Origin of the sequence: Flavobacterium sp. Root935 (assembly GCF_001429295.1) — a bacterium.
Taxonomy (GTDB): domain Bacteria; phylum Bacteroidota; class Bacteroidia; order Flavobacteriales; family Flavobacteriaceae; genus Flavobacterium.
Map to the genome: position 1 here is coordinate 261 of NZ_LMJL01000010.1, position 12,709 is coordinate 12,969.

The window sequence follows — 12,709 nt, forward strand, 5'->3', positions numbered from 1 at the left end:
GAAAATTTCTTTTCTCTTTTAATTAGTTTTTCCTGCCAGTCTGTCTGTGAACATTGCGTTGTTGCGGGTGCAAAAGTACCACCTTTATTTACATCTGCAAGACTNNNATTATATTTTTTCCATGTTTTTTCTAAGTGGCTGGTTTCGCGTTTTTTACATATCAAAGTTTTTTTGGTCTTTTTTCCAGAGGTGGGTACTTTGCGACGATTTTACGGCAAAACACAAAGTTCTCTTTAGGGAAATTGGATGCACAAAGTTCTCAAAACTGTGTTTTATTCTTATTTTGTCGTATGAACAAAGAACGCCAAACTTAATTTTATGCTTCTTTTTAATCGCGCAAAGTCGCAAAGGCGCTAAGTTTTAGTTTGTTTTGCAATTTTATTCCAGATCTTTTCTTGAAAACTGCTGCCCTAGCCCCGATAGAAGTGGAAATCCTTTTGCTTTTTTCTTTAAAAAGCAAAAGATTGGAACGGATAGCGGGATTAAGCTCCTGATAAAACAAATTTTAAACTTCAAATCCCAAACTCTAAACTCTAAATTCCAAATTATCTGGATTGCGTAATACTTTACAGAGGCTTCGACTTCGCTCAGCCTGACAGGTGTATTTTACTCTTATATATGTATAAAAATCAAACCCGGCAGGCTTTTAAATCTGTCGGGTTTGGTGAATGAAATCTAATCTTATATATAGTATACTTATATATGTATACTTTCATTTAAACTGTCGATCGCTTCTTTTGTGATTTGAATGCTTTTTAGTTTTGCTTGATGATCGAAGATTGGACTTGTTACCATTAGTTCGTCGATTCTTGCATAGTCGATGAACTTTTTTAAATCGGCAACTAATTGTTCTTTGTTTCCTGTGAAGGTTCCTGCTGTCATTTGATTGACATGGAAGCGTTCTTGCTCGTTCATAATGTCATCTAAAGACGGAACTGGAGGCTGTAAACCTTTACGATCGTTTCTAATTAAGTTCAAAAACATTTGATACAAACTTGTAGATAATAATTCTGCTTCTTCATTTGTATCTGCAGCAATTATATTGACACAAGCCATTGTTTTTGGTTTATCTAAATACTCTGAAGGCTGGAAATTTTCGCGATAGAATTCAAATGCCTGAATCATCAATTTTGGCGCAAAGTGTCCGGCGAAAGCATAAGGCAATCCGTAAGCTGCTGCCAAAGCTGCGCTGTCCATACTTGAACCTAGAATCCAAATTGGGACTTTCAAACCTTCGGCTGGGAATGCACGCACTTTTCCTGTTTCATTTTCGGAAGAAAAATATTCTTGAAGCTTGCTTACATTTTGCGGAAAACGCTGCGCCTGCTCAAAAAAATCTTTTCGAATTGCTTCCGCAGTTGGCTGGTCTGTTCCCGGCGCTCTTCCTAAACCTAAATCGATTCGGTTTGGGTAAAGTGTTTCTAAGGTTCCAAATTGTTCAGCAACTACTAAAGGAGAATGATTCGGCAGCATGATTCCGCCAGAACCTACACGAATATTTTTTGTCTGACTTGCTACATAACCAATTAAAACAACTGTCGCTGTACTTGCAACGTGTGCCATGTTATGATGTTCTGCCAGCCAAAATCGCTTGTATCCTAAATTATCTGCTAATTGCGCTATGTCTTTTGTTTTTTGAAATGTTTCTGTGGCGTTGCTATCCTGAGTAATGATAGCGAGGTCTAATAATGAGACTGAAATTGGGTTTTTCATATAAAAAAATGCTAGTATACAAAATTAACTCATTTATCTGGATGCCTTTTGTTTTCTAATGTTAATAGAATTATAATATTCTCATTACCGAAAAAACAATTACTTTTTGATAATTAATTATTGTTTTACGATAATTAATTATACATTTGCAATATCAATTTAACTTTTCCCTATATGAAGACAACTCATATTGTATCTCGAATATTATTTTACTTTACCCGATTTTTAGCCGTTGTTTATTTCTTTTTGGCGACATATTCTGTTTTTACTTTGATGACGGGATTGTTTTTGACCTTTAAAGACAACGGAAAGTATTTTCAGATTTGTTATCCTTTTACTTCGCATCCTTTAATGCTGGGTGATTACAATTTACCATATATTCTTTTTGATTTTTTAGCTCCGTTAAGCCTGTACGGACTTTTCTTTTTATTGAGCAGTAATGTTTTTAAAGTATTTTTTCAGCCAAAATTGTTTACTGCAAATGGAATTTCTCATTTAAGGCGTTTCTATTTATCGAATTTATTGATTCCGGGAATTGTACTATTTGTGGCTTTCTTTTTTGTTCCTCTAGACAATGAAGTTTGGCTTTTTATTATACTGCACGGAATGCTTGGTGTTTTCGCATACTTTTTAGCTGCCATCTTTAAACAAGGTTTAAACCTTCAGAACGAACAAGACTTATTTATATAACTATGCCAATAATCGTAAATGTTGATGTAATGCTTGCCAAACGCAAGATGCAGAGTAAAGAGTTGGCAGAAAAACTAGATATTACGCCTGCCAATTTATCGATTCTGAAAACTGGAAAAGCAAAAGGAATTCGGTTTGATACTCTCGAAGCTATCTGTAAAATTCTGGATTGCCAGCCTGGCGATATTTTAGAATACGTAGCAGAATAGCTTTCTTTTAAATTTTAATTTCTAAACATAATAAATCGGTTTTTGAAGCCGATAGGTATTCTATTGCCTAAAATTTTCAAATCAATAACTCATTTAATCATCTAAATCAATCAAAAATGAACAGTTTATCAATCAAAAATCTCAGCAAAACTTATGAGAACGGCACGAAAGCGATTGACCAATTATCGCTTGAAATCACAAATGGCATGTTTGGCTTATTAGGTCCAAACGGCGCCGGAAAGTCTAGTTTAATGCGGACTATTGCTGCTTTGCAGGAACCCACTTCTGGAATTATTGAGTTTAATGGAATCAATATTCTGGAAAACCCAATGTTTATTCGAAAAAATCTAGGCTATCTTCCGCAGGAATTTGGTGTTTATCCTAAAATTTCTGCTTATCGCCTGCTCGATCATTTGGCAGTTTTGAAAGGGATCGTCGATAAAAAAGAACGACACGATCAAATTTTGTACTTATTACAGCAGACTAATTTATTACAGCATAAAGATAAAGCGGTTCATTCTTTTTCGGGCGGGATGCGTCAAAGGTTTGGAATTGCTCAGGCTTTGCTTGGAAATCCGAAGATCATTATTGTGGATGAACCAACGGCAGGGCTTGATCCCGAAGAAAGAAACCGATTTAATAATTTACTGAGCGAAATTGGCGAAAGTATTATTGTGGTTTTATCAACTCATATTGTAGAAGACGTTCGAGATTTGTGTCCTAAAATGGCGATTATTTCCAACGGAAAATTGATTTTGGAAGGAAAACCAAATGAAGCAATCGATTCTTTGAAAGATAAAATCTGGATGAAAGCGATTCAGAAAACAGAATTGAAGGATCATCAATCGAACTTCAATATCATTTCGTCACACTTAAATTCGGGAAAAATTAATATTCATGTTTTCTCAGATCAACGCCCAGATTCTGGCTTTGAATTAATTTCGCCAGATTTAAGCGATGTTTATTTTAGTGTTCTAGGTCAAAATCAACTTCAAAATTAAGGTTATGTTTTCTAAATTAATTCAATTTGAATGGCATGACAATACCAGAAGCTGGACTTTTTATGCCACATTTATTATTTATCTAATTCTTGGATTTTTTGTGAGTGCGTTTGCTAACTTCTCTTTTTCGGGCGCATACAAAAATAGTCCGTATGTTTTAACTTATGCGATTGGTCTGATTTCGTTAATGACGATATTCTCGATTACGCTTCAGGCGGCACAAAGCTTTTTAAAGGAATATGAAACGAAATTCGATTCGATTATTTTCTCCTCGCCTATTTCTAAATTTCATTATTTGGCAAGTAAATTCGTTACGGCATTTGCTATTGCTAAAGTTTCTTTCGGAATGTTTATTGTAGGAATGATCGTTGGACACCAAATGTCATGGCTTCAAAAAAGTGAACTTGGACCTTTTGAAATTATAAATTATGTCTGGCCGTATTTGGTCATTGTGATTCCGAATATTTTTTTGTGCCTTTCTATCTTGACTGCTCTGGCGTGGCTTACACGAAGCAAACTTTTCATTTATGTTGGCGGATTATTAATTTACATCTTATATATAGCAGGTTCGATTTTTTCGAATTCGCCCCTATTTGCAAATGCTTCTCCATCTTCGGCGAAAGCCATGTCTTGGGCAGCAAAAATAGATCCGTTTGGTCTGGCAGCTTTTCTGGAACAAACGAGATATTGGACTTCAATTGAAAAAAACAGCCAGCTGGTTTCACTTTCGGGTAACTTTTTATTTAACCGATTGTTATGGATTTCTGTTTCTCTCCTTTTAATTTTTGTTTCGTATCGATTATTTTCATTCCGAAAAACCAAAACTAAAAAGGTAAAAACATCTAAATTCATTCAAAAAGAAACAAAAGTATTTTCGGCAGCAATTCCTAAAAACATCGAATTCAAAACTTTCAGACATAATTTAGCTGTTTTTAAAAGCAATATAAAACTGGATGTTTATTTAATTCTGAAAGGAATTCCATTTTTGCTGATTGTACTTTTATTCTCTGGATTATTAATGATTGAGATTTCAGATGAAATTGACGGCGGAATCCGCTTGGCTGAAAAAATCACCGATACTGCTTTAATGATTACCACCATAATTGATCGTCTTCCTTTTATATTGATCCTGATTCTCCTTTTTTACAGCAGCGAATTATTAAACCGAAGTGAAAATTCGAGATTTGAAATGCTTGAAAACACTGCGCCTTATTCTCAGTTTATTGTTTTGCTGGCAAAATTGACAGCACTTTTTATAATTCCGTTACTCATTATTAGTATAAGTATTTTGATTGGATGTGGATTTCAAATTATGAATGCGAATGCTCCAATCGAAATTGGTCTTTATCTTTCTTTGTTTTATTACATTGGATTTCCGTTACTGCTAATTTCAATTTTGATCATTGCAATTCAGACTTTTATTAAAAATAAATATATCGGACTTGCGATTTCGGCTTTTGTCTGCATTTTGTTTTGTACTGGAATTGGAGAGCAATTGGGAATTTCACATCCTTTATTTCGTTTTGGAAATGCTTTTAAAACAGAATATTTTGATTTGAATGGTTTCGGAAAATATACAATTCCTTTTCATATTTCGATGTTTTACAATTTCGGATTGGCATTAATCCTTTTAACCCTGACAGGAATTTTATGGAAAAGAAATGCTTCAATCGTAAAAACCTTTCGCAGAAATTCATTTAATGGTATTCAAAAAACAACTTTAGTATTTGGAATTATTATTTTTATTGGTTTTGGAAGTTATCTTTTTTACAAAACCAATATTGAATATCTGTATTTGACCGAAGACGATCAGAATAATTGGAGCGAGAAATATGAAACTCAATTTAAAAAATATACAAATCTACCTCAGCCAACAATCGTTTCGATAAAAAGTAAAGTCGATTTATATCCCGAAGAAAACCGCTATGAAGTAAATGGCATCTATGAACTAATTAATAATTCCGAAAAACCAATAGATAGTTTACTCCTATATATAGATCGAAATTCAAAACTGACTTCTGTTGAGATTCCGACTTCTAAAAAATTAGATGATGTTTCTGATTTTCAACATTATTGGTTTCGATTAGAAAAACCTTTACAGCCAGAGCAAAAACTTAAAATGAATTTTTCTTTTGAATCATCTTGGTCGCCTTTTAAAGGACACACGGCTTTTAATTCTATAATCGAAAATGGTTCTTTTATGCGAATAAGCCGTTACTTTCCGCTTTTTGGTTATCAGGAATCGAATGAAATCAGCAGTAAAAAAGAGCGTGCAAAAAGACATTTGAAACCTCAGACGCCTCTTAAAAAACTGGAAGATAAATCTAAAATCAAATATGATTTTGTTGATTATGACGCTGTGGTTTCAACATCTAAAAATCAAACTGCTATTGGTGTTGGAGATTTAATTGGAAGTTGGAAAAAAGACGATCGCAATTATTTTCATTATAAATCAAATGGAAAGATTCCGTTTCGATTTGCTTTTTCTTCTGCTGATTATCAAATTCAAAAAACGAAATATAAAGGAATTTCTATTGAAGTTTTTTATGATAAAAGACATTCCAGAAACATTGAAAAACTAATTCAAGATGTAAAAAATACTTTAGATTACTGCCAGAGCAATTTTGGTAAATATCCATATAAAACGATTCGATACGCAGAAGTTTCTGCTTTCGCCGATGGATTTGCGGCGACTTCATATCCGTCGACAGTTTTTATGAAAGAGAATTTCGGATTTTACAGCGATCTCAAAAACAAAGATAAAGAAGATGTCATCAATCAATTAACGGCTCATGAATTGTCGCACGAATGGTGGGGAAATTCACAAATAAGCCCAGAACAAAAAGAAGGAAGCTGGATTTTGACCGAAACTCTGGCACAATATACCGAGCTGATGCTTTATGAAAAAGAACATGGTTTGGAAAAAGCTTTGGAAACTTTAAAAATCCATCTTGATTTATATTTAAGTAGCAGAAGTTACGATCCAGAAACACCTTTATATAAAACCAATTACGACACGCCTCATTTACCTTATGATAAAGGAATGCTGGTTATGCATCAATTGCGAATATTAATTGGTGAAGAAAAGGTAAATCTGGCTTTGAAAAATTTTCTGAATCATTATAGATATCCAAATCCGTTTCCTGATTCTGAAGATTTATTAAAAGAAATTTATGCTGTAACAGATAAAAATCTATATACAAAATTAGATGAAATGTTTAAGCAGATTATCACTTATTCATCTAAAATAGAATCTGTTGAAAGCATTAAAAAGAATGGCTTTTATGAGATCTCTTTTAAAGCTTCTTCTGAAAAATATAAAGAAAATGCAACGGGAGAAAGAAAACAAATTCCAAACAACAATAAAATAGATATTGGAATTTATGATGAAAACGGAAAGTTATCGCGTTTTAAATTTTCAATAAAAAACAATAAAATAGAGGGAAAAATAAAATCTAAAATAAAACCTCAACGAATTGTTGTAGATCCTTATTTAATGAATATCGATACTTTTATAAAGGATAACGAAAAGGAGATTGATTAGAAAGTTTTGCCACAGATTAAAAAGATTAGAAGGATTATTTATTATGAAAGTAAAAAAATCATTAGAATCCTTTTAATCTGTGGCTATATTTTTTATTTCAGCTGAATGAAAATCTGTTTGTGAGTTGTTTTTCCGTCGTCTTTAATTTTTAAATCTTTATTTGATTCGATTTCAAATTTTGAAGAAGTATCAACTGTTAAAGAAATATCTCGATTTCTAAAGTTTTCTGGAATTTCAGGCAATACAATTGTCACTTCAATTTCTTTATCTTTTTGTTTGTAATCGACTTTAATTCTGTCTCTTAACCAAATATATTCGTAAACTTCCTGCCACGGCGCCATCCAAATTGTATCACTTCCTTTTACGCCGTACTTATCTGCAAGCGCTGTCATATAATATTTAAAATCGGGAAAACGCATGCTTAAATTCCATAAATTTCCATTGCCTGTTCCGTGTGTAAATTCGTTAAACCAAAGTGTATTTGGTTGTTTTACAATCGAATCTAGTGTCTTTAAATAACGATCCATTGTTTTGAAACTAGTTGAATCTTTTGAGCTCTGCACAAAAGTTCTGGCTGTAATCATTTTATCTAAATCGACTTTAGAATCAACATTTAAAATAGGTCCAACACCTTTGTGGGAAGCAACTGAAAGAAATCCGTTTGCTAATGCAGCTTTTTCATATTCATGATGATAATCTGGATCTCCTTCTCCGCCAGGAACCACAAAATGTGACATGGTAAAATCAAGATTTTGTTTTATCGAAGTAGTATTTTCAGTTACTTCTGTCAAATAATTTGTACCGTGTTTTGTAGCGTGATGAAAACCGTGATTCAAAACATCCCAGCCAGCATTATACATTTCTTGAATTTCTTGCCAAGAAAGATGTCCGCGATTTGCTGGCAAATCACGAATTGCACCACCGTTAATTGCCAAAGCCAATTTAAATGGGATTTTGTTTCCGAAACCGTCTGAGTAAAAAAGACCATTTGAAGTTGTTCCGTCTCCGCCTTGATCGATTTTCCATTCGTTTTTATCAGGATTACTGATTTTTCCGCCATTCAATAATGGAAAGGCTGTTAAATAAGCAGATCGATATCCATCATCAAGCGTAAAACTATAGGCAAAATGTTTATTGAATTTTAAAGGAGCAGGTTTGATTTTAACCTCATCGGCGGATTTTAATTTGATTTTAAAAGAAATAGTTTTTGATTTTGAAGAATCTTTTTGAACAATTTCATTTGAGAAACCATTAAAACTTCCGAAGATTACGACAGCTATTAAAAGGAGAATTCGTTTTGACATAAATTTTAGTGGTTCTTTTTGGATCTAAAAATACACTTCTTTTCGATGAAAATATTTTAAAACTGATTACATACTTAAAAATAATTTATTCCGAATTAAAAAAGGAAAGTGATTTAAAACCTAAATTTGTACATCAAAATAACTTTCTTTCCTCAAATGACACACAAAATTTTAATTATAGACGACGAAGAAAAACTGAGAAGTCTGTTGGCGCGTATTATAAAATCGGAAGGATTTGAAGTTTTCGAGGCAAAAGATTTAAAATCTGGTTTTAAGAAACTAGAACAAACCGAAATTGATGTCGTTTTGTGTGATGTCAAATTACCTGATGGAAATGGCGTTGATTTTCTTCAGAACATAAAAGCAAGTTTCCCGCTTGTAGAAGTTATTCTGCTGACAGCTTTTGGAAATATCCCAGACGGAGTTCAGGCAATGAAAAATGGTGCTTTTGATTATATTGTAAAAGGTGACGATAACGATAAAATTATTCCGCTTCTTTATAAAGCTTTAGAGAAAGTGGAATTGCAAAAAAAAGTACAGCAACTGGAAAAACGTATTGCAAACAAATATTCTTTCGAGACTATAATTGGAAAATCTAAAGGAATTGAACAGGTTATTGATCTCGCACAAAAAGTTGCCAAAACAGATTCGACCGTTTTATTGACTGGTGAAACTGGAACTGGAAAAGAAGTTTTTGCGCAGGCCATTCATGAAAACAGCAATCGTGTCGGAAAATCATTCGTCGCATTAAACTGCAGTACTTTCAGCAAAGAAATTTTAGAAAGCGAACTCTTTGGACATAAACAAGGCGCTTTTACCGGAGCTTTAAAGGATAAAAAAGGTTTTATAGAAGAAGCAAATGGCGGTACTTTGTTTTTGGATGAAATTGGAGAAATGCCGATTGATCTTCAAGCCAAATTACTTCGCGTTTTAGAAACTTCCGAATATATTCCGGTTGGCGATACAACTCCGAAAAAGTCAAATTTCAGATTAATTGCTGCAACAAACCGAGATTTAAAAACAGAAAGTGACGAACATCGTTTCCGTTCTGATTTGTATTTCCGTTTAAATATCTTCGAAATCAAACTGCCTTCTTTGCGAGAAAGAATCAAGGATATTGGCGTTTTGACGCATTATTTCGTCAAACAATTTTCTGAAAAAACAAACAAAAAAACATTACATATTGCTGATGATTTTCTACAGAAATTAGAAAATTATTCTTGGCCGGGAAATATCCGAGAACTTAAAAATATTATCGAACGATCGGTTATTTTGAGTAATGGAGATACTTTAACTTCAGATGTTTTGCCGTATGAAATGCAGCATCAAACGGAAAAAAGCACAAAATCAATGTCGGCTTTCTCTATGCAGAGTGTTGAAAAACTGCACATTCAGAAAGTTTTGAATTATACGAAAGGTAATAAAGCCGAAACAGCACGGTTATTAGAAATTGGAATTGCGACTTTGTATCGAAAATTGGAAGAATATGGGATTGAAAATTCCAAAATTTAAATTTCAAATTCCAACTGCAATAACAATCTCAATTACAATTTTTAAAGCTTCGGAGAAGCGAAATATTTATAGAATTATTTATTGCCAATAATGTAAAGCTCCAGCGGAGCAACACCTACGCAATCTAAAAAAATATGTCGCCCCGCTGGGGCTCTGATAACTTTGATTCTTTTATTTCTATAAAAATTTCGCTCCTCCGGAGCTTGACAATAACATATCAAAACGAGAAAAGCTTATCAAAATGATAGGCTTTTTTTATGCTTAATTTTTGGCACACAACTACATTCCTTTTATTTACAGCGCTTTAGCTGTAACTTGACTTTTTCGGAACATATTTTGGCATAAGGAGGGAGAACATAAAAATTCATTCTCATGAAAAATCAAGTCACCTCAATCTACAAACAAGCCGAACGCTTTGCCGAGATAACTAAAAAATCTATTATTTCTGGAAATATCGTTCGTGCGAAAAAATGCCTGGCTCTTGCTGAACGCTTATTTATCAGTGGAAGCATCGAAACTAAAAACGCCATTTCTAATGTGTATGTTTTTTCGGTTTCTTCTTTTATGGAAATGCGCCACTGCAATATTTCACACCTTTTTCCTCAAACGCTTAAAGCGGAATACATTAAGCAAGTTAATACTTCGGGAGTCTAATTCGTGAAATGTTTTTTGTGAAATGTTAAATGTTGTTTCCTTTCACAAATCACATTTTACGTCTCACATTTCACAAATCTAAAATCTAAAATAAAATCTTATGATCACTTTTCTTTTACTCGCATTGGCCGTTGTGCTGTTTGCTATTTGTTTTCTGTCAGTTGAATTCTTTGAAAAAATCTAAATCATGACTGCACTATTTATTATTTCAATCGCCGTTTTCGTGTATTTGGTTTATGTATTAATCAAACCCGAAAAATTTTAAACATGTAAAAAGTTATAAGTGAGATGTTAGATGTTATACGTCAGTCTGCTTTTACATCTCACATTTTACAATTAACAAATCACATTTTATGAACACAGAATTATTAGGCATCATTGGTATTTTTATCCTAACTATTGTTTTAGCGATTCCTTTAGGGAAATATATTGCTAAAGTTTATTTGGGAGACAAAACACTTTTTGACCCGATTTTCAATCCAATTGAAAAATTTATTTTTAAAATCAGCGGTATAAATTCCACTGAAGAAATGAACTGGAAACAGCACTTAAAAGCACTTTTAAGTATAAACATGGTTTGGTTCTTTCTTTGCTTTTTTGTTTTATTGTTTCAGGGTTCTTTACCGCTTAACCCAGATAACAATCCATCTATGACGCCAGATTTGGCATTTAATACTGCTATTTCATTTTTGGTTAACTGCAACTTACAGCATTATTCAGGCGAAAGCGGGGTTTCTTATCTTTCACAAATCGTCCTGATGTTCCTTCAGTTTGTTTCTGCCGGTATCGGAATGGCGGCTGCCGCAATGATATTTACAGCAATGAAAGAAAGAACTACAGAGCAATTGGGTAATTTTTACAATTATTTCATCAAAAGCTGTACTCGTATTTTATTACCGCTTTCAGCAATTGTGGCTATTGCGTTAGTATTTAGCGGTACGCCAATGACTTTTGAAGGTAAAGATGCTATTACAACGCTGCAAGGCGATCATGTAGAAGTTTCTCGCGGACCAGCCGCAGCCTTTATTGCTATTAAACATATTGGTACAAACGGTGGTGGATTCTTTGGAGCCAACTCAGCACATCCATTAGAAAATCCCACTTATTTTACTAACGGAGTTGAGCTTTGGGCGCAGATGATTATTCCGTTTGCGATGATTTTTGCGCTTGGCTTTTTCTTAAACAAAAGAAAATTATCGAATATCATTTTTGGTGTAATGACGGTTGGATTTTTACTTCTGGTTGTTCCAACAGTGATGAGCGAAATGAACGGAAATCCTGCTATTGAAAAAATGGGTATCGCACAAGCAACTGGAGCGATGGAAGGAAAAGAAGTTCGGTTTGGGCCCGCAATTTCAGGCTTCTGGAGTATTGCCACAACAGTAATTTCTACAGGTTCTGTAAACAGTATGCACGATAGTTCTATGCCGGTTTCTGGCGCTATGCAATTATTATCGATGATGGTAAATGCCTTTTACGGTGGATGTGGCGTAGGTATTCTCAACTACTACATTTTCATTATCCTAGCCGTATTCATCTCTGGACTAATGGTAGGTCGAACTCCTGAATTTTTAGGGAAGAAAATCGAAGCACGGGAAGTTAAAATTGCTGCTTTTATCGCTATTCTTCATCCTTTATTAATATTAGCGGGAACTGCTTTAGCATCTTATTTTGCTGCACATGATACCGCAATGGGCTATTGGTTTAGCGGTAACGCAACAGGTTGGTTAAACAATCCAGGAAATCACGGGTTCTCAGAAATGTTATACGAATACACTTCGAGCGCTGCCAATAATGGTTCTGGTTTTGAAGGATTAGGAGATAATAATCCGTTTTGGAATATCACTACAGGAATTGTTTTATTGTTAAGCCGTTTTATTCCAATCATTGGACCATTAGCAATTGCAGGTTTATTAGCAGGTAAAAAATATATTCCAGAGAGTGCAGGAACTTTAAAAACCGACACCTCAATTTTCGGAATCATGACTTTTGCTGTAATCGCAATTATCGCTGCTTTATCATTCTTTCCTGCGTTGGCACTTGGACCTTTAGCCGAATACTTTACTTTAAAATAATATAAAA

At 33.8% G+C, this 12,709-nt stretch carries 10 protein-coding genes; 8 read left to right on the forward strand and 2 right to left on the reverse strand.

Annotated features, from left to right (window positions below):
- Nucleotides 1-696: 696 nt before the first annotated feature.
- Nucleotides 697-1,713, reverse strand: a complete 1,017-nt coding sequence (locus ASE40_RS10920; RefSeq protein ID WP_057117020.1) for an LLM class flavin-dependent oxidoreductase — start codon at nucleotides 1,711-1,713, stop codon at nucleotides 697-699.
- Nucleotides 1,714-1,887: 174 nt separating this feature from the next.
- Between ASE40_RS10920 and ASE40_RS10925 the strand changes: the two genes are divergently transcribed.
- From ASE40_RS10925 to ASE40_RS10940, 4 genes are all read left to right on the forward strand, one after another.
- Complete coding sequence (locus tag ASE40_RS10925) at nucleotides 1,888-2,403, forward strand: DUF2975 domain-containing protein (RefSeq protein WP_057117021.1); 516 nt, start codon at nucleotides 1,888-1,890, stop codon at nucleotides 2,401-2,403.
- A gap of 2 nt (nucleotides 2,404-2,405) precedes the next feature.
- Nucleotides 2,406-2,612 carry a helix-turn-helix domain-containing protein gene (locus tag ASE40_RS10930; protein ID WP_012024053.1) on the forward strand — a complete coding sequence of 69 codons (207 nt, stop codon included), beginning with the start codon at nucleotides 2,406-2,408 and terminating at the stop codon, nucleotides 2,610-2,612.
- A gap of 116 nt (nucleotides 2,613-2,728) precedes the next feature.
- Nucleotides 2,729-3,613, forward strand: a complete 885-nt coding sequence (locus ASE40_RS10935; protein WP_057117022.1) for an ABC transporter ATP-binding protein — start codon at nucleotides 2,729-2,731, stop codon at nucleotides 3,611-3,613.
- Nucleotides 3,614-3,617: 4 nt separating this feature from the next.
- The gene (locus tag ASE40_RS10940; RefSeq protein WP_057117023.1) at nucleotides 3,618-7,157 is read left to right on the forward strand and encodes an ABC transporter permease/M1 family aminopeptidase; all 3,540 of its coding nucleotides are present in this window, start codon (nucleotides 3,618-3,620) and stop codon (nucleotides 7,155-7,157) included.
- A 92-nt stretch (nucleotides 7,158-7,249) separates the two neighbouring features.
- Here the strand turns inward: ASE40_RS10940 and ASE40_RS10945 are convergent, their stop codons facing one another.
- On the reverse strand, nucleotides 7,250-8,461 hold the full coding sequence (locus ASE40_RS10945; RefSeq protein WP_057117024.1) for a polysaccharide deacetylase family protein: 1,212 nt from the start codon (nucleotides 8,459-8,461) through the stop codon (nucleotides 7,250-7,252).
- Between the two features lie 156 nt (nucleotides 8,462-8,617).
- On the opposite strand from ASE40_RS10945, the gene ASE40_RS10950 reads away from it, so the two are divergent.
- From ASE40_RS10950 to kdpA, 4 genes are all read left to right on the forward strand, one after another.
- Nucleotides 8,618-9,973 (forward strand): sigma-54-dependent transcriptional regulator, encoded by a 1,356-nt coding sequence (locus ASE40_RS10950; protein ID WP_057117025.1) that lies wholly within the window; start codon nucleotides 8,618-8,620, stop codon nucleotides 9,971-9,973.
- A gap of 372 nt (nucleotides 9,974-10,345) precedes the next feature.
- Nucleotides 10,346-10,627, forward strand: a complete 282-nt coding sequence (locus ASE40_RS10955; RefSeq protein ID WP_029273480.1) for a hypothetical protein — start codon at nucleotides 10,346-10,348, stop codon at nucleotides 10,625-10,627.
- A gap of 187 nt (nucleotides 10,628-10,814) precedes the next feature.
- Nucleotides 10,815-10,892 (forward strand): K(+)-transporting ATPase subunit F, encoded by a 78-nt coding sequence (gene kdpF / locus ASE40_RS21725; RefSeq protein WP_081909388.1) that lies wholly within the window; start codon nucleotides 10,815-10,817, stop codon nucleotides 10,890-10,892.
- A gap of 88 nt (nucleotides 10,893-10,980) precedes the next feature.
- Nucleotides 10,981-12,702 (forward strand): potassium-transporting ATPase subunit KdpA, encoded by a 1,722-nt coding sequence (kdpA, locus tag ASE40_RS10960; RefSeq protein ID WP_057117026.1) that lies wholly within the window; start codon nucleotides 10,981-10,983, stop codon nucleotides 12,700-12,702.
- Nucleotides 12,703-12,709: the final 7 nt, after the last annotated feature.

Bases quoted from the DNA above. Each gene is read 5' to 3' on its own strand.
- ASE40_RS10920 (WP_057117020.1), bottom strand. From the start codon at position 1,713: ATGAAAAACCCAATTTCAGTCTCATTATTAGACCTCGCTATCATTACT.
- ASE40_RS10925 (WP_057117021.1), top strand. From the start codon at position 1,888: ATGAAGACAACTCATATTGTATCTCGAATATTATTTTACTTTACCCGA.
- ASE40_RS10930 (WP_012024053.1), top strand. From the start codon at position 2,406: ATGCCAATAATCGTAAATGTTGATGTAATGCTTGCCAAACGCAAGATG.
- ASE40_RS10935 (WP_057117022.1), top strand. From the start codon at position 2,729: ATGAACAGTTTATCAATCAAAAATCTCAGCAAAACTTATGAGAACGGC.
- ASE40_RS10940 (WP_057117023.1), top strand. From the start codon at position 3,618: ATGTTTTCTAAATTAATTCAATTTGAATGGCATGACAATACCAGAAGC.
- ASE40_RS10945 (WP_057117024.1), bottom strand. From the start codon at position 8,461: ATGTCAAAACGAATTCTCCTTTTAATAGCTGTCGTAATCTTCGGAAGT.
- ASE40_RS10950 (WP_057117025.1), top strand. From the start codon at position 8,618: ATGACACACAAAATTTTAATTATAGACGACGAAGAAAAACTGAGAAGT.
- ASE40_RS10955 (WP_029273480.1), top strand. From the start codon at position 10,346: ATGAAAAATCAAGTCACCTCAATCTACAAACAAGCCGAACGCTTTGCC.
- kdpF (WP_081909388.1), top strand. From the start codon at position 10,815: ATGACTGCACTATTTATTATTTCAATCGCCGTTTTCGTGTATTTGGTT.
- kdpA (WP_057117026.1), top strand. From the start codon at position 10,981: ATGAACACAGAATTATTAGGCATCATTGGTATTTTTATCCTAACTATT.